The sequence below is a fragment of the Pseudomonas sp. FW305-E2 genome (genome assembly GCF_058782925.1).
In genome coordinates, this window is record NZ_JBYSYE010000060.1 from 1 (window position 1) to 21,298 (window position 21,298).

17 protein-coding genes and 1 pseudogene are annotated in these 21,298 nt (G+C 61.5%); 8 read left to right on the forward strand and 10 right to left on the reverse strand.

Translation table 11 applies throughout. From position 1 onward, the window contains the following. From AC3WLP_RS25780 to pmrG, 7 genes and pseudogenes are all read right to left on the reverse strand, one after another. Positions 1-746: pseudogene (locus AC3WLP_RS25780) on the reverse strand (DUF6708 domain-containing protein); the annotation flags it as partial. Continuing rightward, a complete protein-coding gene (locus AC3WLP_RS25785; protein ID WP_492576354.1) occupies positions 746-3,412 on the reverse strand; it encodes a T6SS effector BTH_I2691 family protein in 2,667 nt (888 codons plus the stop codon). The gene AC3WLP_RS25785 and the pseudogene AC3WLP_RS25780, both read right to left, overlap by 1 nt. Before the next feature lie 14 nt (positions 3,413-3,426). Then, positions 3,427-4,305: a DUF4123 domain-containing protein gene (locus tag AC3WLP_RS25790; protein ID WP_012052209.1), complete on the reverse strand. Its 879-nt coding sequence runs from the start codon at positions 4,303-4,305 to the stop codon at positions 3,427-3,429. Continuing rightward, positions 4,305-6,482, reverse strand: a complete 2,178-nt coding sequence (locus AC3WLP_RS25795; protein WP_088513125.1) for a type VI secretion system Vgr family protein — start codon at positions 6,480-6,482, stop codon at positions 4,305-4,307. The genes AC3WLP_RS25790 and AC3WLP_RS25795 overlap by 1 nt, the downstream gene beginning before the upstream one ends. A 13-nt stretch (positions 6,483-6,495) precedes the next feature. Next, positions 6,496-7,344: a type IVB secretion system protein IcmH/DotU gene (gene icmH, locus AC3WLP_RS25800; RefSeq protein ID WP_088513126.1), complete on the reverse strand. Its 849-nt coding sequence runs from the start codon at positions 7,342-7,344 to the stop codon at positions 6,496-6,498. A gap of 217 nt (positions 7,345-7,561) precedes the next feature. Next, positions 7,562-8,398, reverse strand: coding sequence for a phosphatase PAP2 family protein (locus AC3WLP_RS25805; protein ID WP_088513127.1), 837 nt, complete (start codon positions 8,396-8,398; stop codon positions 7,562-7,564). A gap of 2 nt (positions 8,399-8,400) precedes the next feature. Beyond that, on the reverse strand, positions 8,401-9,090 hold the full coding sequence (pmrG, locus tag AC3WLP_RS25810; protein WP_088513128.1) for a lipopolysaccharide core heptose(II)-phosphate phosphatase PmrG: 690 nt from the start codon (positions 9,088-9,090) through the stop codon (positions 8,401-8,403). Positions 9,091-9,368: 278 nt separating this feature from the next. Between pmrG and AC3WLP_RS25815 the strand changes: the two genes are divergently transcribed. The 8 genes from AC3WLP_RS25815 to AC3WLP_RS25850 all read left to right on the forward strand — a co-directional run bounded on the left by AC3WLP_RS25815 (position 9,369) and on the right by AC3WLP_RS25850 (position 18,535). Next, on the forward strand, positions 9,369-10,115 hold the full coding sequence (locus tag AC3WLP_RS25815; protein WP_004374959.1) for a gluconate 2-dehydrogenase subunit 3 family protein: 747 nt from the start codon (positions 9,369-9,371) through the stop codon (positions 10,113-10,115). 3 nt (positions 10,116-10,118) lie between these two features. Then, positions 10,119-11,903, forward strand: coding sequence for a GMC family oxidoreductase (locus AC3WLP_RS25820; protein ID WP_004374955.1), 1,785 nt, complete (start codon positions 10,119-10,121; stop codon positions 11,901-11,903). A 12-nt stretch (positions 11,904-11,915) separates the two neighbouring features. Next, the gene (locus AC3WLP_RS25825) at positions 11,916-13,163 is read left to right on the forward strand and encodes a cytochrome c (protein WP_004574128.1); all 1,248 of its coding nucleotides are present in this window, start codon (positions 11,916-11,918) and stop codon (positions 13,161-13,163) included. 244 nt (positions 13,164-13,407) lie between these two features. After that, positions 13,408-14,427, forward strand: a complete 1,020-nt coding sequence (gene ptxS / locus AC3WLP_RS25830) for a transcriptional regulator PtxS (RefSeq protein WP_012052214.1) — start codon at positions 13,408-13,410, stop codon at positions 14,425-14,427. Positions 14,428-14,491: 64 nt separating this feature from the next. Beyond that, positions 14,492-15,271, forward strand: coding sequence for a sugar phosphate isomerase/epimerase family protein (locus AC3WLP_RS25835; RefSeq protein WP_088513129.1), 780 nt, complete (start codon positions 14,492-14,494; stop codon positions 15,269-15,271). Beyond that, on the forward strand, positions 15,264-16,214 hold the full coding sequence (locus AC3WLP_RS25840) for a sugar kinase (RefSeq protein ID WP_088513130.1): 951 nt from the start codon (positions 15,264-15,266) through the stop codon (positions 16,212-16,214). The genes AC3WLP_RS25835 and AC3WLP_RS25840 overlap by 8 nt, the downstream gene beginning before the upstream one ends. Positions 16,215-16,269: 55 nt before the next feature. Continuing rightward, the gene (locus AC3WLP_RS25845) at positions 16,270-17,562 is read left to right on the forward strand and encodes an MFS transporter (protein ID WP_010954250.1); all 1,293 of its coding nucleotides are present in this window, start codon (positions 16,270-16,272) and stop codon (positions 17,560-17,562) included. A gap of 10 nt (positions 17,563-17,572) precedes the next feature. Then, complete coding sequence (locus AC3WLP_RS25850; RefSeq protein ID WP_088513131.1) at positions 17,573-18,535, forward strand: 2-hydroxyacid dehydrogenase; 963 nt, start codon at positions 17,573-17,575, stop codon at positions 18,533-18,535. A gap of 42 nt (positions 18,536-18,577) precedes the next feature. Here AC3WLP_RS25850 and AC3WLP_RS25855 read toward each other — a convergent pair whose 3' ends face one another. The 3 genes from AC3WLP_RS25855 to bamA all read right to left on the reverse strand — a co-directional run. Further along, the gene (locus tag AC3WLP_RS25855) at positions 18,578-19,543 is read right to left on the reverse strand and encodes an endonuclease (protein WP_088513132.1); all 966 of its coding nucleotides are present in this window, start codon (positions 19,541-19,543) and stop codon (positions 18,578-18,580) included. A 14-nt stretch (positions 19,544-19,557) separates the two neighbouring features. Beyond that, positions 19,558-19,941, reverse strand: a complete 384-nt coding sequence (locus AC3WLP_RS25860; RefSeq protein ID WP_012052219.1) for a hypothetical protein — start codon at positions 19,939-19,941, stop codon at positions 19,558-19,560. A 130-nt stretch (positions 19,942-20,071) separates the two neighbouring features. Beyond that, the coding region (gene bamA, locus AC3WLP_RS25865; protein WP_103340312.1) for an outer membrane protein assembly factor BamA at positions 20,072-21,298 on the reverse strand (1,227 nt) is incomplete at its 5' end.

Genomic DNA, 21,298 nt, shown 5'->3' on the forward strand with positions numbered 1-21,298 from the left:
TGTGGGCCTTCTTCCATGTAACGGCGGATGAATTCCCACTCATCACGCAGTTCGCTGCCGCCTTGGCCTTGTTTGCCCAGCAGGGCCATTTCCATGTGGGGCAGGCCGGTGCGGCTGGGGTGCCAGACCAGGCCTAGTCGCATGCCCATGCTGAGTGAGTCATCTTCTGGATATAAGCCAGTGCTCCCGGTTGCATTCCACGGGAAAGTGACGATGCCGCCGCAGTATTTCGGTCGATGTAGGTGAACTTGTTGGGTTACTCGGTTGAAGCGAATGAGCAGATGCCGACTGGTCAGCATCTCCAATCGGGTCAAGTGTAATCCATACTTTGTGTAAAAAAATATCGTAGCACCTGATACGAGTGCCATCATGAATGTCAGTGCCACCATCAGAAGTGATCGAGCCTCACGGTCTGTTATGTCCTCCCAGAGAAAATATAATGTGGAAATTATCGTAACACCTATAATGGGCATAATTCCACCTAGTGTTGCAATTGTTATGAGTCCGCGCTTTTCCTCTGAGCCACCACATCGCATTTCAATAAATGTTTCGTTGAAAGCGAAAATCGGTCCGCGTGTGTGGGGTTTTTCGCTAACAGTTTGGAAGTGTATGTCCTCTTCCAAGTCCCCTTCGTAAAATTCCTGGGTGGCGCGCTTCTCAGCAGGTGTTAACTCTGCTTCGTACGCTTTTCGTTCGGTCTCTGACTCGGTGGCCATTTGCCAGAATCCCCATTCAATCAAATACATTACAGAACCTCGCTGAATGCGGCATGTAGCGCCATCAATTCTTCTTGCTCATCGTAAGGCTCCGAGTTTTTCCCAACGCGGAAGCTGCTGCGCTTGCACCACTTTTCCAAAGCGTCATCTTCAAAGATGTAAATGATCATCGTCAAAACGAGCCCTATCCAGAACGCGCCGAGAACTAAACGAGCGAGCAGTAGCCTCGCTGCCTGCGTACCCAGTCTTTTTGCGAGTCTTGACATTGATTGACTAAGAAGTCTTACTATTTTGTTAGCGCTGGAGTTTGCAAGGTGATCGAATAAAGGCTTGGCGATGGCGATGGCGGTTCCAAGTTCACCCAATGATAACGTTATGGTAGCTACTCCTCGGAGCGCGTAAGCAGTAGCCAAAATTCTCGATTTCCTCTTGCCCTGCTTCGTGGTTGGATCGCTTCGGAGATGTTGAAGCCAGTCAGTAAAATCCCACCATGCCAGCATTCCGCCCCCGATCCCCGCCAGGCTAGCGCCCCACAGCTTCAACCTCCCCAATGTTGCTGCGGCCCCTTTCCCAGTCACACGGTTAGCGCCGTACCGCGCGACCACCTGGTCCACATAGCTGGCTCCAATTTCAAAGCCCGCCGCAGCCGTAGTCATCGCGGCCGCCAGGAGTTCGGTCTTCACCCGCGCATCACTGTCAGGCAGTTCGCGCGCTTTGAAGGCCATCAGCATCCCTTCCAGCAGGCACACCAGCCCGGAGACACGCACTTTGTAGAAGTCACTGTTCCGGGCCTGCATCAACCCTTCAGCCCAGGCCTGGTCGAGGTACCTTGATACCTGGCCTGCACTGCGTTGTGGGTTAATGGGCTGCCCGCTACGTGCAGCTTCACTCAGGCGAATATCGACAGCCGTTTCATGCACCGAAGCGAACAAGGTCAGCCGCAAACCCTGGTGCAACGCGCGGTCCATGCTGTTGGGGGTCGCGGTGCGCAGCACTTGCCGCCCCAGCGCGACGTACCAGGCATACAGGCCGATGCTGGCCGTGCTGCTCTGTGCCTGCATCTGTTCGTACAGGGTGTTGATGCGCCCAAAGGCATTGGCAGCGGCATGGGCTTGCCGGGCAAGTGCTTCCGGCAGGGCGAAGGATGACGCTGACGACGGTTCGGCCTTGGCGGCTTCCAGCAGCGCCGCCAGTTCTTCCCGCAGGTCCTCCTGGTTGTAGGTGATGCCGCGTATTGCCAGGTTGCCCCGGTCTGCTACGTCGCTGCGCCACCAGTGGTCCAGCACCTTTGTACCCCCTTCACTCAACTCCATGCCGATCACGCACTGGCCGGTCTGTTCGGCAAAGGCCAGGCCGTTGATGAGGTCGGCGTTGTCGTAGCGGTCCAGCGCCTGCAACAAGCGTTCGCTGACCACCCAGCGGGTATGGTCCTTGGCGCGGTCTTCGGCGGCTTGCTGGGCGTGTTGCATGGCCTGCTCGAAACCGTCGAGCTGATCGTGCATGGCCTGGCGGTCGACCAGGTGGCCGTATTTCTGGTCGAACCGCTTGCGGAACTCGCCGGCATCCTGGCGGGCCTGGACTTTGCTGCGGACCTCGCGCTCGAACTGCGCCAGGTGGGGCTTCATGCGTTCATCATGGGCATCGGCCTGTTGATTGGCCCGTTCGGAGAACAAGTAGATCTCGGGATGCAGGTGGGGCTGGTTGCGGACTTTTTCGGCCATGACTTCGCGCTTGACGATCTGCTCGGCCATCATCTGCGGGTAGAGTTTTTCGATTTCCAGGAACGACTGCGCGACCAGCAGCTTGCGTTCGTTGTCCACCCCGGGTTCCACGGTGCGCGCCAGCCACTGGGTCTTCACATCCTCGACAGCGGCGTTGCGCCAGGCGTTGAGCTCCTGGGTGATCCCGATGGCGTCTTCGATGACGATGGCGGCGCCACGGGGTTTGCTGTGGTTCACCAGCGGTGCCAGCGCTTGGCGTGATGCGTGCGGCGAGACGATCTGGTCGTTGTTGAACGGCTGCAGGTCCAGCAGTGCCTGCAGGTCTGCATCGTTTTGGGCCTTGAAGTCGGCCACCCAGTTCAGTTGGTCATGCTTGAGGACGTGGGGCTGTGGCGGGGCGTCGGAAGGCTGGATGAAGCGGGCGATATCAATCGTGGGCAGGCTGCTGCGGTATTCCTCGTCGAGCAGGCGGTAGTTGTCGAGCATGCGCGGGGTCAGCGGGGAAGGGCTGAACAATGGGCGCAGCTCCTGGATGTCATCCAGGTCGTAGAGGGTGATGGTCCAGCCGAAACCGCGAAGGATCTCATCCAGATTGCCGGCGCTGGGGGCAGGCGCCCAGGGGGCGTCGCTGCTGATGTACAGCAGCGAGCCATTGGGCGCCACGCGGTATTGGCTGTGCCATTCGTAGGCCGGTGCGCTATGGCGCTTGATCAGCAGGTAGAGAAAGCCCTCGCGCAAAGGGCGGATGGCGTAGCTGGAGTGGGTCAGCTCGCCGACCTCCTGGAACGGGCTGAGATAGCCTGGCAATTTGGGCAGGCGGGCACGTTGTGCCGGGTTGCCGCCGACGGCGGCGTAGCGCAGGGGCAGCAGTTCGAAGCGGCGGGTGCAGTCGGCGACGGGGCTGTTGCGCAGGGCCGGGCGGTAGCCGGAGGTGATGCGCCTGCACAGTTCGAGGGTTTCGCTGAGTGAGTCCATGGTTGTGTTGTGCCTCAGTCCTTGGTGCGCAGGCAGCGCTGCACGTTGTCCATCAGGGATGTCTGCTGCTCGCGCGTGGCGGCAATCGCCTCCTGCCAGGCTGGCGAGCTACTGAGCTGTTCGCCACCGCGAGCCAGCATCAGCACATAGCTGATAAGGTCTTCTTCACGCCCCAGGCCTTGCGCGCGCGCCTGATCCAGATAGTGCTGAATCAAGCCAACCCGTGTGCCGTGGCAGGCAGCGTGCAAGGTCGGGCAGGACCGCTCGTTCTTGAGCAACTCGGCAAGTTGATAGCTCAGCGGGTCACCCGCCAGTTCGGCCCAACACGCTTCGTTCAACGTGATTGGCGGACAGTGCGTGGATTGAGGCTGATTACCGCCGGATATCTGCATCCACAACCGCTTGCTCGGGTGTGCCACGGGTGCCCACCAGTGATGGATGGGGGCCAGCCATTCGCTAACCCCAGGCAGCTCACGGTGCCTGTCCAGCACTAGCAGAGCCGCGGCGGTGTGGAAGCGCAACAGGTACGAGTGGCCGTCCGTGCCCGTGACGATGTTGGCGTGGCTCAGGTGTCCGGCGAGCCGGGCAGCGGGAAGCGCGCTGACTATCCAGCCGCACACGGCGCCAGCAGCACCTTGTTCAAGTTGCCATTGGAAGTCGTACTGGGCCGAGACATCGGAACCGAGGCGCGAACCGAACAACCAAGGGCCTGCTGTCCGCAGGTTGCTGAACTGGGCTTGCTGCAGCAGTGGCCAGCAGCGGCCCGTGTAGTGCCCGGTCAGTTGTTCCTGCACCTTGGGTGTCAAGTTGGCCATTTCCACGATGGCGCTGAGGCGATAGTGATCGGATGCCCGCAGCACATCGACCATTGCTCTGACAAATGGGCTGGGCATCAGCTTGCTCCTTCCATGCGAATGATGGTGTGGCCGTCGGCGATCGCTTTGAGCAGGCAGCTGAGGCAAATGGGTTCGCCCGGCGCCGGTACGCCAGACGTTGAAGTGACGCGATTGCTAGCCGTAGCCTGCTGGCTGACAGGCCCTTTGAAGGCCAGCGCCAGGCCGTCCAGCGTGATACCGGCGCCGTCGACTCTCAGAAGCCCCGCGGGGCTGCGGATCGTCAGGCTTTCGCTGACCTGGATGTCATAAACCTTGGTGGTGTGCCGGATGGCTTCGCCCGTTTGCAACGTGCTGTGACCGGCAACGACCTGTTCGAGGTGGCCGCCGATTTCTACTGTGTGGTTTGCCTTGGTGATGTCCTGCCGGTGGTTCCCTACCTGTTCGATTCGATCCTTGCCTGTGGTGATCCTGTGGTTGCGGCCGATGCTCAGGCTGTCGTCGTTGCCGATTTCGTGTACCCGGTTCTGGCCGATGCCAACAGATCCGTCACGGGCGATGTCTTCGCGACGGTCCTGACCGATCGAAATCGTTTCGTCTCGTTCGACGCGTTCGGTACGGTCGTTACCCACGCGTGTGGTTTCGTCGTGCTTGACGATGTTGTTCTGGTCCCGCTCGGCATGAATGAACACCTCCTGCCGACCCAGTTCATCCTCGAAGCGCAGCTCGTTGAAGCCTTCGCCTTTATGGGTCTGGCTCTTGATGGTCATGCGCGTCTTGTGCTCGGGCAGGTCATAGGGCGGCAACTGGTTACCGCAATAGGTGCGCCCGGTGATCATCGGCTGGTCCGGGTCGGCGTTGACGTACTGGATGATCACATCCTGGCCGATGCGCGGGATGGCCATCGAACCCCAGCTGCCCCCCGCCCAACCTTGCGACACGCGCACCCAGCAGGAGCTGAACTCGTTGTTTTCGCTTTCCCGGTCCCAAGGAAAGCTCACTTTCACGCGGCCCCATTGGTCGCAATAGATTTCCTCGCCCTTGGGCCCGACCACCGTCGCCATGTGCGGGCCGTCAATGCGTGGCTTGGGCAGGGGGGGCGGGCGCCATTCGGCCCTGCCGGGAACCAGCAATGCGTCCTGTTTGTAGCGGGTGCCTTGCTGCGAGCCGGCGGCCTCTTCCTGCAGGCTGGTGAACTGGGTGCCTTCGTGATGCACGCTGACCGTGCGCCAGTGCACGTTGAGGTCTTCACGCGGGTGCTCGATGAGGGTGAAGCTCAGCCCCGGTTGCAGGCGCACATCGTCGCCTTCCACTTCGGCAATGCGTGCATCATGGCGCAGGGCCGTGAGGCGGGTGGCAGTGAACGGAACCCCGACCGCATCACGCTTGTATCGGCCGGGGTAGTCGAAGCGCTCATAGTTCAGCGATTGATGGGTGTTGCTATTGTCGTACGCCTGGTGTTCCTGACGGTATTGTGGGTGAGTGAAGGTGTAGTCCCGTTGCACCTGCCGCGCTGTTCGCACCTGTTCGCTGTAACGCAAGCGCCGCAGGCAAGGCCTGGCCTGATCGCCGCCTCCAACGGATCGGTACAGCACCTGATCGGGGCCCACGTCGTCATTGTGAAACCCTTCATCCTCATCATGGGTCTTGATGGCGCCCCGGCTGATCTGCCCCAGCGCCAGCAGCCGGTCAGTGATGACCAGCAAGTGCTGTTTCGGCGTGTGTTCGAAGCGGTAGACAATGCCTTCCTCGGCGGCCAGGCGGGCCATGAAGTCGAGGTCTGTTTCACCGGCCTGCACGCAAAATTCGCGCACCTGATGCGGGTCGAGACACTTCAGCTCGTAGGCATTCACGCCCTGGCGTTTGAGCATGATCTCGAGAATCTGCGGCACGGTTTTCTGCTGGAAGATGCGCCAGTTCGAGCGCAGCCCGGCGCGGGCCAGCATGGGCTCGACCAGTGCGCGGTAACGGGTGCGATGGAAGCCTGTTTCCCCTTGGCTGAAGGTGCTGATCAGGCCGTGCACGTAGCGCAACGGGCGCTCACCCTGCCAGAGGGTGAACAGCACCGGTTTGTCGAGGAGCTGGCCGAAGTCGACATCGTCTTCGAAGCTGACCAGCTCCAGCTGCAGCCGGAACGGTGAGCTGATGGCTTCGTCCAGTTCGAACGACACCACCTCAAACTCGCTTCGGCCAACCAGCGGCTGGAAAGTGAAGCGCAGATCGGATTGGCTGGGCATGTGGCGTCCCCCGTTACTGCTGCAGAATGGCGTTGAGCGATTCGAGAACTTCGGCGGTTAGCAGGTCGAGGCGGTAGCTGTAGTAGCTGTAGGCGCAGACCATGGCGATGACCGAAATGACCAGCGGGGTCCACCAGGGCCACTTCCAGCGGCGCATACGGTGGGGGCAATGGACGACGTTGCTATAGGGGTCGCTCACTGTTTGCGGCGTGGGGCCACGCAGTTGGCGAATGACCTTGTGCATCCGGCTGATCAGCGCGCTGAGGATTTCATCGCCCTTGGGGTCAAGGGCGTATTTGCCTTGCAGGCCCAGGCAAAAGCAGAAGTACAGGAACTCCAGCACATCCTGGAATTCCTTTGGCGATTGCATGATGCGCTCGAGCAGCACGAAGATCTTTTCGCCGCCCTGGGTTTCGTCGTGGAAGATGCTCAGCAGCGGTTCGTGGCTCCAGCACGAGTTCTGGCCCCAGGGGCGGGTCATCACGGCCTCGTCCAGGTGCAGGCACAGGGCGTAGGAATAGACTTCCTGATGGACCGCGCAATAGCCGTGCTGTCGCATTTCTTCGCGAATAGTACTGACCTGTGTTTGCACGGTCTTGTGCACGAACTGGATGTTGGGCAGGTCATCCAGCGTGCGTAGGCGAATGACCAGGCCGAACAGCTGGCTTGCCGCGTCGAGCATGAGGTTGTCGTAGCCGCCGCGTAGCTGAAAGTCTGGATCGGCCGGGTAGCCGGGTAGATCGGTTGCGTATTCAGGACCCGCGCCGTCAGGAGGCGGTGGGGTTTCGTTTAGGTCTTCGAGCAGGATTGGCTTTTGGGGGGTGGGCACTGGTTTGCCAGTGCGGTCGGACTCTTTGGGCATCCTTGATCCTCGTCTCTTGGCAGCTCAAACACTCGCGGTGGCCCCCCGCGTCCATGCGGTCGGGCATTAGCAGTTGCGAAAGCCTGAAGAGTAACTAGGAATCAATTTTTGTGGGAGATTGAAACTTCCTAAAGCATTGTAGGAAGTTTCTTTGGAAGTTGTTGTCTAATTATTTCTGTCAAAAAATGAGTGATGTTTTATAGAGGGCTGATTTTTCTCATGACTGTTGTGACCACGTCTGCAAGTGCTGCGGCGCAGCATCAGATAGGACTGGGCTGAGTTCAGTCGCCTGCAGCGCGATGCGTCCATAGAAGAGCAATGCTGTTGCCCAGGTTGTAAGCCAGACAAAGATCCCGGCCCAGAACGTATGAGACATATAGTGCCAGCCCTGTAATACTCGGGTAGTGCCGTACACGAACCCGATCAGCAGAATGGCCACCAACAACTTGCGAGCATGTGCCCACCGATGGCGCAGGGCCACGAAGTACAGCGCCAACAGCGTAAACCCGCTGGATGCATGGCCACCCGGCCAGCAACGGCCATCGCCGGGTTTGCTCCATAAAGAGAAGTTTTCGAACCATTCGACCCGGGGCTGCGAACCGCCATACAGCGTGGTTTCCACAGGGCAATACACGCTGGTATGGCTTTTCAGGTAGTGAATCACGGTGGTGCTCAGCGCGAACGCTACCACCACGAACAACAGGTCGCGTCGGTGTTGGGTGGTAAAGCGCAGCACTGATGCAATACGGACCTTTTCCAGCGCTTGGGCAAGGCCCAATTGGGGGCGGTTGGCCAAGCGCGGCCAGATGAACGACAGCAAGCTGCCTATGACGGCCAGTTCACCGGTCCAGTCCGGCAGGATGCGTGGCCATTTGTGAGTGACTTTCTCGAATAACGGGTTGTGCAGCAGCGGGAACTGGCCAGTGGCCGGGTCAAGCAGCAGGTTGCTGATCCAGCGATCGAAGTCTGTGAGGTCGAAGGCCATGAACACAATGGCGGCCAGCAATAGCGGCAGCAGCAGGTTGTTGCGGTAGAAGGTGGCGCGGGAGGGCATGTTCAGAGTTCCTTGGCATCAATGAGAGTGTGCCATTCACTGGCCGCCATTTGGCCCAGCACCTTCGTCTTGCCATCGTTGCCACGCGTGATGAACAGGGCGCTGGCATAGCTGTTCGCTGTTGCGCTAGAAGGCGCTTTGAGTGCCTGCTCCAGTTGTTCCATGCAGCCGCTGTGGCTGACCAGCACGAGGTTGTGGCCTTTTCGCTTGAGGGCAAAGGCATTTTCGGCAAAGTGGCCGTCACACTGATTAAGCCAGTCTTGTGTGGCAATGGTTTTACCGAACATGGCTTGTGCGGTCTGCCGGGTTCGCACCTCTGGGCTGGTCCAGACATCAACTGCGCCCAGGCCAAGGTGTTGCAACCCGAGGCCTACATCGGTGGCCGCCTGCCTGCCCGCGACGGTGATGCCGCTGGGGTCATTCAGGCACGCCTCACTAGAGCGGTCGCAGCGTTCGGCATGGCGCAATACGACAATCACCGAGCCTTTCGCCCAATCGGTATACAGCCCACTGTGCTGCAGGTGATGGGGATTGCCCAGGTTGGGGATGGCCGCGCGCTGCTGCGCCCAGGCTTGCGCTACGCCGAACAAGAGCAGCAGGCACAACACCCCCCATTGCGCCGTGCCCCAAGGCCATTGGTATATCGGCGCAAGCCGTGAAACGGGGGCGTCGTCGATCACGTCGTGCAGCATCTTTGCCACTCCAGTCAGTCTGCTCCATGCGAGAGCGTCGGCACTGTAGGCAGTGGAATGTCGGCAGAGGGTGAGGCGGGTGTGAAAAAAGCCTTGCGCTGATGGGCGTGCGGTGGAGGTCAAGCCGGATGAGAGGGTAAAAATGAAACCGGTTTCAAAACCTGTCTGAACGCGCTAGATTATTCGGCTGTCTTCTTGATGGCCTATCAAGATCACCTCTTTATTGAAAATCAGATGGCGCTTATCAAGGCCACCCCCACAGCCGATGAGGATTCGCAATGCCTGAGCATGCCCCAGACAACCCGCGCAGGGATTTTCTGCGCAAGACCTTGACCCTGATCCCTGTCGTTACAGTGGCCAGTACAGGGCTTGGCGTGGGCGCCAGCCAGCTGCTTGCGGCCCCGCAACCGCATCAGCAACCGAAAGTGCCGGCCACGCCGCCTGCGGGCAATTATCAACCGACATTCTTCAGCGCCGAAGAATGGGCTTTTGTACAAGCCGCCGTGTCGCGCATCATCCCGGCCGATGAGCTTGGCCCAGGGGCACTGGAAGCTGGCGCCGCCGAATTTATCGACCGGCAAATGAACACCCCCTACGCGACTGGCGCACAGTGGTACATGCAAGGGCCCTTCAACGCCGACGCCCCGCCCGAGCTGGGCTACCAGCTGCAGCTCAGCCCGCAACAAATCTACCGCCTGGGCATCGCTGCCGTGGACGGCTGGTGCAAGGCCAATGGCGGACAGGTTTTTGCTGCGCAAGATAGCGCTACCCGGGACCGCATTCTCAGCAAGTTGGAGGCAGGAGAACTGGTTTTCGAAACCGTTCCGGCCAAGGTGTTCTTCAGCCTGCTGGTGCAAAACACGCGCGAAGGGTTCTTCTGCGACCCGATTCATGGCGGCAACAAAGGCATGGTCGGCTGGACCCAGATCGGCTTCCCCGGCGCCCGCGCCGACTTCATGGACTGGGTCGAGCGCAATGAGCCTTACCCGTTCCCGGCTGTATCGATCCGTGGTGAGAGGGCCTGAGGCATGGCGACTGTGTTGAACAAAGTGGATGCGGTGATCGTCGGCTTCGGCTGGGCCGGTGCGATCATGGCCAAAGAGCTGACCGAGGCCGGGCTGCACGTGGTAGCCCTGGAGCGGGGGCCGATGCAGGATACCTACCCCGAAGGCAGCTACCCGCAGGTGATCGATGAGCTGACCTACAGCGTGCGCAAGAAGCTGTTCGTCGATGTATCGAAAGAAACCGTCACTGTCCGCCATAGCGTGAATGATGTGGCATTGCCCAATCGCCAGCTGGGCGCATTCCTGCCGGGCAAGGGCGTGGGGGGCGCGGGCCTGCACTGGTCGGGTGTGCACTTCCGGGTCGACCCCGTCGAGTTGCGCCTGCGCAGCCACTATGAAGAGCGCTACGGGCGCACGTTCATTCCCGAAGGCATGACCATCCAGGACTTCGGTGTCAGTTACGAAGAGCTGGAGCCCTATTTCGACTTTGCCGAAAAGGTCTTTGGCACTTCGGGCCAGGCCTGGACCGTCAAAGGCCAGGTGGTCGGTGAAGGGAAGGGCGGCAACCCCTATGCGCCGGACCGTTCCAACCCGTTCCCGCTGCCCGCGCAGAAGAACGTTGTATCGGCAAGGCTGTTCGAAAAGGCTGCCACCCGCCTTGGCTACAAACCCTACAACCTGCCGTCGGCCAACACCTCCGGGCCATACACCAACCCCTACGGGGCGCAGATGGGGCCGTGCAACTTCTGCGGTTTCTGCAGCGGCTACGTGTGTTACATGTACTCCAAGGCCTCGCCCAACGTGAATATCCTGCCGGCGCTGCGCCAGGTGCCCAACTTCGAGTTGCGGCCCAATGCCCATGTGCTGCGGGTGAACCTGGACGACCGCAAGCGCAAGGCCACCGGCGTGACCTACATCGATGCCCAGGGGCGCGAGGTGGAGCAACCGGCAGAGCTGGTGATTCTGGCGGCTTTCCAGTTCAACAACGTGCGTCTGATGCTGCTTTCCGGCATTGGAAAACCTTACGATCCGGTGAAGAACGAAGGTGTGGTCGGGCGTAACTTCGCCTATCAGAACATGGGGACAGTCAAGGCGTTCTTCGACAAGGACACCTACACCAACAACTTCATCGGCGCGGGTGGCAATGGCATTGCCATCGACGATTTCAACGCCGACAACTTCGACCATGGCCCGCACGGCTTCGTCGGCGGTTCGCCAATGTGGGTGAACCAGGCCGGTAGCCGGCCGATTGCCGGTACCTCCAACCCGCCGGGGACGCCGGCCTGGGGCAGTGCCTGGAAGAAAGCCACGGCCGACTACTACACCCACCAGGTGTCGATGGACGCCCACGGCGCCCATCAGTCCTACCGTGGCAATTACCTGGACCTGGACCCCACCTACCGCGATGCCTACGGTCAGCCGCTGCTGCGCATGACGTTCGACTGGCAGGAAAACGACATCAAAATGAACCAGTTCATGGTCGACAAGCTGAGCAAGATCGCCCAAGCGATGAACCCCAAGGCCATTGCCGTGCTGGGCAAGCAGGTCAAGGACCACTTCAACACCGCCAGTTACCAGACCACCCACCTGAACGGCGGGGCGATCATGGGCACCGACCCCAAGACCAGTGCACTGAACCGCTACCTGCAAAGCTGGGACGTACACAACGTGTTCGTTCCGGGCGCTTCGGCGTTCCCGCAGGGGCTGGGTTACAACCCGACCGGGCTGGTGGCTGCGCTCACCTACTGGTCGGCCCGCGCCATCCGTGAGCAGTACCTGAAAAACCCCGGTCCGTTGGTCCAGGCTTGAGGAGCGATGAGCATGAAGACACTGTTGATCGCCACCCTGGTGCTGGGTGCCGGCGCGGCTGCACAGGCCGTAGCGAATGACGATGCACAGGTACGCCTGGGCGAGTACCTGGCCCGCGCCGGTGACTGCGTGGCCTGCCATACCGCCAAAGACGGCAAGCCCTTTGCCGGTGGGTTGCCGATGGAAACGCCGATTGGCACGGTGTACTCCACCAACATCACCCCGGCGGCCAGTGGCATTGGCCAGTACAGCTTCGAAGACTTCGACCAGGCCGTGCGCAGGGGGATTGGCAAAGATGGCAGTACGCTCTATCCGGCCATGCCATACCCGTCGTATGCGCGGGTCAGCGAGCAGGACATGCAGGCGCTGTACGCCTATTTCATGAAGGGCGTGGAGCCTGTCGAGCAGGCGAACAAGGCCTCTGACATTCCCTGGCCGCTGAGCATGCGCTGGCCACTGGCAATCTGGCGCGGCCTGTTCGCACCAGAGGCCAAGCCCTGGCAGGCATCGGCGACAGCTGACCCTGTGGTGAACCGCGGTGCGTACCTGGTCGAGGGCCTTGGGCATTGTGGCGCTTGTCATACGCCGCGGGCGCTGACCATGCAGGAGAAGGCCCTGAGCGCGGCCGATGGCGAGCAGTTTCTGGCCGGCAGCGCACCGCTGGAAGGCTGGATTGCCAAGAACCTGCGTGGTGATCACAAAGACGGCCTGGGCAGCTGGAGCGAAGCGCAGTTGGTGCAGTTTCTCAAGACTGGGCGCAGTGATCGCAGCGCCGTGTTCGGCGGCATGAGCGATGTGGTCGAGCACAGCATGCAGCACATGAGTGATGCCGACCTGACCGCTATCGCCCGCTACCTGAAAACCCTGCCGCCGAGTAATCCGAATGACCAGCCGCATGTTTACGACAAGCAGGTCGCGGATGCGCTATGGAAGGGTGACGACAGCAAGCCTGGGGCGGCGGTGTACATCGACAACTGCGCGGCCTGCCACCGCACCGACGGGCAGGGCTACACCCGCGTGTTCCCGGCTTTGGCCGGCAACCCGGTGGTGCAGACTGCGGATGCCACGTCGTTGATCCATGTGGTGCTCGCCGGTGGCACGGTACCGGCAACGCACACTGCGCCGTCGAACTTCACCATGCCGGCTTTCGGCTGGCGTCTGAGTGACCAGGAGGTTGCCGAGGTGGTGAATTTCATTCGCAGCAGCTGGGGGAACCAGGGCAGTGCCGTCACCGCCGGTGATGTGAAGTCGCTTCGCTGACGTGTTTTTCTGCGCCCTCGCCCGTAGGAGCGGATTTACCCGCGAACACGGGCGAAGCCTGTGCCATCCCTAACCCCGATCCCGTAGATCTAAATCTATTAATATCAATGATCTATGCAATATTCTTAATGCGATTTAACATTCCCTGTCTTCGTGTCCGACCAACGGCCTGTTGACGAATCCGCGCATTTTTGCTGTATTGAAACCGGTTTCATCACTATTAAAACAATCATAAGGAAAACCCATGACCGACGCGCCTGCCCATACCCGCGAACGGGTCACCATCAGCGAAGTGGCGCGTGTTGCTGGCGTTTCCAAAGCCACCGTCTCCCGTTACATCGGTGGCGACCGCCAATTGCTGGCCGAAGCCACGGCCAAGCGGCTGGAAGAGGTCATCGAACGCCTCGGCTATCGCCCCAACCAGATGGCTCGCGGCCTCAAGCGCGGCCAGACGCGACTGATCGGCATGCTGGTGGCCGATATCCTCAACCCCTATTCAGTGGCCGTGATGCACGGCGTGGAAACCGCCTGCCGTCAGCATGGTTACAGCCTGGTGGTGTGCAACACCAATCGCGACGACGAGCAGGAGCGTCACCACCTGGTGGCCCTGCAGAGCTACAACGTCGAAGGGTTGATCGTGAACACGCTCGGTCACCACCCCGGCGAACTGCTCAACCTGCAGCGCGACATCCCCATGGTGCTGGTCGACCGCCAATTGCCCGAGCTGAATGTGGACCTTGTCGGCCTGGACAATGCTGACGCAGTCGAGCAGGCCCTGGACCACCTGCAGGCCCAGGGCTACCGCGACATCCTGGCGGTCAGCGAACCCCTCGATGGCACCAGTTCACGCCTGGAGCGGGTGCAGGCATTCGGCGCGTCGATCAGCCGTCGGCCAGGCATGCGTCAGCAGGTACTCGAAATCGGCGCCGGGCTGCCGGGCCAATTGGCTTCGTTTCTTGCCCACAGTGGTCATGGTCCGCAAGCCATCTTCACCTTCAACGGCGTTGCCACCTTGGCGGTGACCCGGGCGCTGCTCGAGGCCGGGCGCAACCTGGTTGCCGATGTCGGGCTGATCGCCCTCGACGACCTCGACTGGTACCCCTTGGTCGGCAAAGGCATCACCGCGCTGGCCCAGCCCACCGAGCGTATCGGTGTGGCGGCATTCGAAAGCCTGCTCGGTCGCTTGCGCGGCGACAGCGGCGCAGCCCGGCGCATCGACTTCAAGGCCAACCTGATCATCCGCGGTTCAACCCAACCCCAGTAAGAAAACGGCAGGCTTGTGCCTGCTGTTGATCAAAAATGAAACCGGTTTCATAAGGACAAGAACAATGCAAGCGAACCCCGTTTCCATCAGTCTCTCCAGCTACGGCGCTGATGTTGTGCGCCAACGTGGCCAGGAGCAGTTTCTGGACCTGCTGGCAGCCGCTGGCGTCAGTCGCGTCGAATTGCGCGAAGAATTGTTCACCAGTGCACCGGACGCAGCTGCGCTGGGCAGGGTCATTGCCGCGCTGCGCCTGGAATGCCTGTACTCCACCCCCCTTGAACTGTGGACCGCGCAAGGCGTGCCCGACCCGCTGCTGGTGCAGAAGCTGGAAATTGCCCGGGCGCTTGGCGCGGTGGCGCTGAAGGTTTCCTTGGGACACTTCGATGAGCACTGCGATGTGACGGCCCTGGCGTCGCTGTTGCCTGCGCATGGGCCTCTGTTGCTGGTGGAAAACGATCAGACCGCACAAGGTGGCAGGATCGAACCGATGCTGCAGTTTTTCCAGCGTGTCGACCCGCTTGGGCTGCGCGTGGGCATGACGTTCGATATCGGTAACTGGCAGTGGCAGGGCGAGCCTGCGCCGCAAGCTGCAAGACAGCTAGGCCGTTGGGTGCGCTATGTGCATTGCAAGGCTGTGCAGCGCCGGGCCGATGGCCGTCTGGTTGCCATACCGCCGCAAGCAGCGGACCTGCAAGCGTGGGCAGCGCTGATGGCCGAGTTCGCGCCGGGCGTGGTGCGCGCCGTCGAGTACCCCCTGGTTGGCGAAGACCTGCTGGCGCTGACCCGGGCCCAGGTGCGTCACCTTTCTGCACTGGGCGCTGCGCAGGAGCTGGACCATGCATGAACATGACGTGCTGTGTTTCGGCGAAACCATGGCCATGTTCGTCGCCGAGCAAGCCGGCGATCTGGCCGGTGTCGGCCAGTTCGGCAAACGCATCGCCGGCGCCGACAGCAATGTGGCGATCGGCCTGGCGCGGCTGGGTTTCAAGGTGCGCTGGCTGAGCCGGGTAGGTGACGATTCGTTGGGCCGTTTCGTGCTCGACAGCTTGCGCTGCGAAGGCCTGGACTGTTCCGGTGTCGAGGTGGATGCCATCTACCCGACGGGTTTTCAGCTCAAGGCCCGCAGCGATGATGGCAGTGACCCGGCAGTGGAGTACTTTCGCCGCGGTTCGGCGGCCAGCAGGCTGTCACCTGCGATGGTGAGCCCCGTTTGGCTGCAGGCTCGCCACGTGCACGCTACCGGTATTCCGCTGGCGCTGTCGGACAGCTCGCGGGCGCTGTCCCACGCGCTGCTGGACGCAATGCGCGCAGCCGGGCGCAGCATATCGTTCGACCCCAACCTGCGCCCCTCGCTGTGGCCCGATCAAAGCAGCATGGTGCGAGAAATCAATGCCCTGGCGGCCAAGGCCGACTGGGTTTTACCGGGGTTGGAGGAGGGGCGGTTGCTGACCGGTCAGCACACGCCGGCCGATATCGCCGCGTTCTACCTGGACCAAGGGGTGGAATTGGTGGTGATCAAGCTGGGCGACGCTGGCGCCTACTTCCGCAGCGCCAAGGGCGAAGGGCAGGTAGCCCCCGTGCCAGTCAGCCGCGTGGTGGACACCGTCGGTGCAGGTGATGCCTTTGCCGTCGGTGTGCTCAGCGCGCTACTGGAGGGCCGTCCGGTAGCCGAGGCGGTAGCGCGCGGCAACTGGTGCGGCAGCCGTGCCGTGCAGTCGCGGGGCGACATGGAAGGGCTGCCGCTGCGTCATGAACTGGAGGCCTACGACCTGCGCAGAAGCGCATGAGCCGACCCCGAATCACCTGTTGCAACAAAAACAACAAGCTCAGGAGAAACAAACCATGCAAAGCCAAAGCCTGGCACCTCGCCGCTGGTGGTACATCATCCCGATTGTGTTCGTCACCTACAGCCTGGCGTACCTGGACCGCGCCAACTACGGCTTCGCCGCCGCCTCCGGCATGGCCGAAGACCTGCACATCACCCCGGTGCTGTCTTCGTTGTTGGGTGCGCTGTTCTTTCTCGGTTACTTCTTCTTCCAGGTGCCCGGCGCCATCTACGCTGAAAAGCGCAGCGTGAAGAAGCTCATCTTCGTCTGCCTGATTCTGTGGGGCGGCCTTGCCACGCTTACCGGCATGGTCAGCAACGTCTACATGCTGATCGGCATCCGCTTCCTGCTCGGGGTGGTGGAGGCTGCGGTCATGCCGGCCATGCTGGTGTACCTGTGCCATTGGTTCACCCGGGCCGAGCGTTCGCGCGCCAACACCTTCCTGATGCTGGGCAACCCGGTGACCATTCTGTGGATGTCGGTGGTGTCCGGTTACCTGATCAAGCATTACGACTGGCGCTGGATGTTCATCATCGAAGGCCTGCCCGCCGTGATCTGGGCATTCTTCTGGTGGCGCCTGGTAGATGACCGCCCGGCCCAGGTGGCTTGGCTGAGCGAGCAGGAAAAGGCCGCTCTGGCGCAGGCGCTGGCTGCCGAGCAGCAGGGTATCAAGCCTGTAAAGAACTACCGCGAAGCGTTCCGCTCGCCGCAAGTGATCATCCTGGCGCTGCAGTACTTCTGCTGGAGCATCGGCGTGTATGGCTTCGTGCTCTGGCTGCCGTCGATTCTCAAGCAGGCGGCGAACGTTGATATCGTGCAGGCCGGCTGGCTGGCCTCGGTGCCCTACCTGGCGGCGGTGCTGGCGATGGTGGGCGTGTCCTGGGCGTCCGACCGCCTGCAAAAGCGCAAGCGCTTCGTCTGGCCGCCGCTGCTGATTGCCGCGTTGGCGTTCTATGGTTCTTACGCCTTGGGCAGCGAGCATTTCTGGCTGTCGTATGCATTGCTGGTGGTTGCTGGTGCCTGTATGTACGCACCCTATGGCCCATTCTTCGCGATCGTGCCCGAGATCCTGCCGGCCAACGTCGCAGGCGGCGCCATGGCGCTGATCAACAGCATGGGGGCGCTGGGCTCGTTTGGCGGTTCGTGGCTGGTGGGCTACCTCAATGGGGCTACGGGCGGGCCCGGCGCCTCTTACCTGTTCATGTGCGGTGCGCTGCTGACTGCAGTGGCGCTTACCGCTGCGCTCAATACTTCCCAGACCTCTGGCCGAGCAAAGCGCGATAGCTCGCGTCTGGCCATGAACCATTAGGAAACCTGCAATGAAGAAGCGAATCGTCCTGTATAAACGCCTGTCAGACGACTTGATGGCACGCCTGCAAGATCGCGTCGAGGTGACCTGGGTGGATACTACCCAGCCCGATGGCCTGGCCCGCCTGCGCGATGCGTTACCGGGGGCGCACGGGTTGCTGGGGGCCAGCCTGCGCCTGGATGCCAGCCTGCTCGACCTTGCCCCGCAACTCGAAGTGGTGTCGAGCGTTTCGGTAGGCGTGGACAACTACGACATTGCTGAACTCAGCAGGCGTGGTGTGATGCTGACCAACACGCCCGACGTGTTGACAGAAACCACGGCCGACACAGGCTTTGCCTTGATCCTGGCTACCGCCAGGCGGGTGGTGGAGCTGGCGAACTGGGTGCGTGACGGCCGCTGGCAGGCCAACTTGGGGCCGGCGCATTTTGGCAGTGATGTGCACGGCAAGACGCTAGGCATCGTCGGCATGGGCCGCATCGGCGAGGCCCTGGCCCGGCGCGCGGCCGCTGGCTTTGGCATGCGCGTGCTGTATCACAGCCAGCGTGCCAAGCCCGAGGTGGAAGCACGCTATGCCGCATGCCAGTGCAGCCTGGATGAGCTGTTGCAGCAGGCAGACTTCGTTTGCCTGACGGTGCCGTTGAGCGCCAGCACCGAAGGCCTGATAGGCGCACGGGAACTCGCGTTGATGAAGTCTGAGGCAATCCTGGTGAACATCTCACGCGGGCGTGTGGTGGATGAGCAGGCGCTGATCGAAGCGCTGCGGGCCAGGCGCATCCGCGGTGCGGGGCTGGACGTGTTCGTGCACGAGCCGCTGCCGAGCGACTCGCCGCTGTTGCAGCTCGATAACGTGGTAGCGACCCCGCACATCGGCTCGGCGACCGAGGACACCCGCCAGGCCATGGCGCGTTGCGCGGTGGACAACCTGCTCAGCGCGCTGGCCGGTGAGCGGCCGGTAAACCTGGTCAACGGCTGACGCGCCCCCGTTCCCGCAGGGGCCGCGCAGCCTTTGAAACGGTCAGCGGCAGTTGCCTGCCTTGCGATACCCCGCTGCCTGTGCTTCACCTTCGTTTGCGAAGGTAACCTGGTTCTTCGCTGCAACCTGGTTGTAGCCCGGGCAGCCGACTGACAGGTGATAGACGTGGCTGTTGCGGTTGCCAAGCACGGCGCCGACCGAACCGGCGCTGGCCAGGCTTGGTTTGGCCTCTGGCTTGGCCGCGTTTACCGGCACCGCCTCTACCACGCCGCTGCCAACCGGCTTGTAGCCGGCGGTCCACTTGCGTTCGCCGCTTACGAACGGGTTGGCATGGCCCATGATCGCGGCAATGCGCCGGTCGCGTTCTTTCTCCCAGGCCGACACCGGGTGTTGCTTGTCCCAGGCCATCAGCAGCTGTTGCTGTTGGCGCGACATGTTCAGCTTGTAGCGGTCGAACATGTAGAACGTGGTGCGGGCCACCAGGCCTTTGACTTCGTCACGCGGTTCGGCGGTGCGCTGGACGAAATCGACCTTGGTGGTGCATTGGCCGTATTCGCCGGCATTGCCAGTGACCATGCCGTAGTTGAAGTTGCTGCGGTCACCGTTGACCTCACCCACGGCCGGGTAAAGGTTGAACAGGTCGGCCTCCATGGCGCGGAACACCGGGTCGTTGTCCACGCAGTGCTCACGGCCGCCGTTCTTCCAGCACTGGCGCTGGTTGCCGAAGGTGTGGGCGGGCACGATGTGTTCCCACTCGGTGCGTTCGGCACGGTTCTGCTGCTTGCGCGTCTGGTAACCACACGAGGCGGCATCGATGCGCCCGCCAGACTTGCCCACCCAGGTCCATTTGCAACCGCAGTACAGGTCGCCCATGGCACTGCTGGCCTGGTCCAGGTAGACCTTCTGCTTGGCCACCACCTTGGCTTCGGTGAAGGTGGTCGGCGGGTTGGCCAAGGCAGGGAGGGTAAAGGAAAATAATAAGGTTACGGCGTAAAGCAGTGATTTCATGGGGAAAACATATTTCAGGTTGGGCCGCGCATTGTAATGGTTTCCCCGGGGCTGACCAGCTCGCGGAGCCATACCAATGGTCGGCCAGGGTCGTCGCTGCCCATACGGCTGAAGGTGGTTGAGTCGAGCATGTCCCGCACCTGGGTGCCCATGCGCAGCAGGTGCTCGACGAAACCGGCACCGACGTCACCGTAATCCTCCAGGGAAACCCCGCTCTGGTTGTGCTGGATTGCCAGGTGGTAATGACTGACACCATCGCCGTTGCCGCTACCGCCCAGTACCACCGTGAAGCGTGGGCCAAGCAGGGTGGTCAGGCGTTGCTGCACCAGATCGAGCAGGGCGACGGGTATTTCATTTTCGCGCAGTGATGTAGGGAAACAGGGTGTGAACGGAGGCATGAGGGTGTCCTGCTGGGCGGGGTTCGAGTGCTGGCCAGCTTAGGCAAGGTGATTGTCAACTTGGGTAAAGCGGGGGTAAAAGCGGGTAATGCTCAACCCCCGTGCTGCGCGGTTCATTTCAAGAGCAGCCTCAGAAGGTCTGGCCCAACGAGAACTGGAACACCTGGGTTTCGGCGTTATCCGGCTTTTTCAATGGCGCCGCCAGGCTGAAACTCAGCGGCCCCATCGGGCTGTACCAGGTCACGCCAACCCCCAGCGACACAGCCATCTGCGCCAGGTCGACGCTGCCGCAGCCTTGGGTGGTGGACAGGTAGCAGGTGTCGGCATATACGTTGCCGGCATCGACAAACACCGAGCTGCGCAGCTGGCTCTGGTCCTTCACGAAGGGCAGCGGGAACAGGTACTCGGCACCGCCGGTAATCAGGATATTCCCCCCCAGCACATCGGTGTCGCGGTCGGAATAGTAAGCCTGCCCAGCGCTGGAATAGGCCCCGGTAGCCGGTGTGCTGCGCGGGCCGAGGGTGCCGTCCTTGAACCCGCGTACCGACCCCTGCCCACCGGCGTTGTAGCTTTCATAGAACGGCAAGCCGTCGGTGGAGCCATAGCCGTTGCCGTAGCCCAGGTTGGTGTGCAGGCGCAGCGTGGTGTTGCTGGTGACCGGCAGGAAAGCCTGGCCGTTGTAGTCGAGCTTGTAGAACGACAGGTCGCTGCCAGGGGTGGTAGCCATCAGCGTCAGGCTCTGCGAGTGGCCCCGGGTGGCTAGCACGCCTTTGTTGAGGGTAGATTCCGACCAACCGATCGACGCCTTGAGGTTGTTGAAGCTTTTGCCTTCGCGGGAGATGAAATCGTAGATCTCGTCAGCGCTGTAGGTGCCGGGCGAAATGTCGTCGTGCTGCAGGGTCAGGCCGTAGGTCAGGCGCGAGGTTTCGTTGATCGGGTAGCCGAAGCTGACCCCGGCGCCGTAGCTGTTGATTGCATAATACGAAACCCCATCGTCGTAGTAATCGCTGTAGTCGGTGCTGTTGTAGAACAGGTTGTAGCCCAGGCTCACGCCGTCGGCGGTGAAGTAGGGGTCGACGAAGCCGAAGTTGTACTTGGTCTGGTATTCCGAACGGGTCAGGCCGATGGACACCTTGTTACCGGTACCGAGAAAGTTGCTCTGGCTGATCGAACCCCCCAGGATCAGGCCGGCGCTCTGGGCGAAACCGACGCTGGCGGTGATCGAGCCGGAGGCCTGCTCTTCGACGCTGTAGTTGACGTCGACCTGGTCGTCGGTGCCAGGCACCTGCGGGGTCTCGACGTTGACTTCCTTGAAGAAGCCCAGGCGCTCAAGACGGGTCTTGGACTGGTCGATCAG

Excerpts from the sequence above, each read along its gene's own strand:
- AC3WLP_RS25805 (WP_088513127.1), bottom strand. The coding sequence starts at position 8,398 with ATGCCCTCCCGCGCCACCTTCTACCGCAACAACCTGCTGCTGCCGCTA.
- AC3WLP_RS25860 (WP_012052219.1), bottom strand. The coding sequence starts at position 19,941 with ATGCCTCCGTTCACACCCTGTTTCCCTACATCACTGCGCGAAAATGAA.
- AC3WLP_RS25835 (WP_088513129.1), top strand. The coding sequence starts at position 14,492 with ATGCAAGCGAACCCCGTTTCCATCAGTCTCTCCAGCTACGGCGCTGAT.
- ptxS (WP_012052214.1), top strand. The coding sequence starts at position 13,408 with ATGACCGACGCGCCTGCCCATACCCGCGAACGGGTCACCATCAGCGAA.
- AC3WLP_RS25855 (WP_088513132.1), bottom strand. The coding sequence starts at position 19,543 with ATGAAATCACTGCTTTACGCCGTAACCTTATTATTTTCCTTTACCCTC.
- AC3WLP_RS25825 (WP_004574128.1), top strand. The coding sequence starts at position 11,916 with ATGAAGACACTGTTGATCGCCACCCTGGTGCTGGGTGCCGGCGCGGCT.
- AC3WLP_RS25850 (WP_088513131.1), top strand. The coding sequence starts at position 17,573 with ATGAAGAAGCGAATCGTCCTGTATAAACGCCTGTCAGACGACTTGATG.
- AC3WLP_RS25820 (WP_004374955.1), top strand. The coding sequence starts at position 10,119 with ATGGCGACTGTGTTGAACAAAGTGGATGCGGTGATCGTCGGCTTCGGC.
- AC3WLP_RS25840 (WP_088513130.1), top strand. The coding sequence starts at position 15,264 with ATGCATGAACATGACGTGCTGTGTTTCGGCGAAACCATGGCCATGTTC.
- AC3WLP_RS25845 (WP_010954250.1), top strand. The coding sequence starts at position 16,270 with ATGCAAAGCCAAAGCCTGGCACCTCGCCGCTGGTGGTACATCATCCCG.
- AC3WLP_RS25785 (WP_492576354.1), bottom strand. The coding sequence starts at position 3,412 with ATGGACTCACTCAGCGAAACCCTCGAACTGTGCAGGCGCATCACCTCC.
- icmH (WP_088513126.1), bottom strand. The coding sequence starts at position 7,344 with ATGCCCAAAGAGTCCGACCGCACTGGCAAACCAGTGCCCACCCCCCAA.
- AC3WLP_RS25815 (WP_004374959.1), top strand. The coding sequence starts at position 9,369 with ATGCCTGAGCATGCCCCAGACAACCCGCGCAGGGATTTTCTGCGCAAG.
- pmrG (WP_088513128.1), bottom strand. The coding sequence starts at position 9,090 with ATGCTGCACGACGTGATCGACGACGCCCCCGTTTCACGGCTTGCGCCG.
- AC3WLP_RS25790 (WP_012052209.1), bottom strand. The coding sequence starts at position 4,305 with ATGCCCAGCCCATTTGTCAGAGCAATGGTCGATGTGCTGCGGGCATCC.
- AC3WLP_RS25795 (WP_088513125.1), bottom strand. The coding sequence starts at position 6,482 with ATGCCCAGCCAATCCGATCTGCGCTTCACTTTCCAGCCGCTGGTTGGC.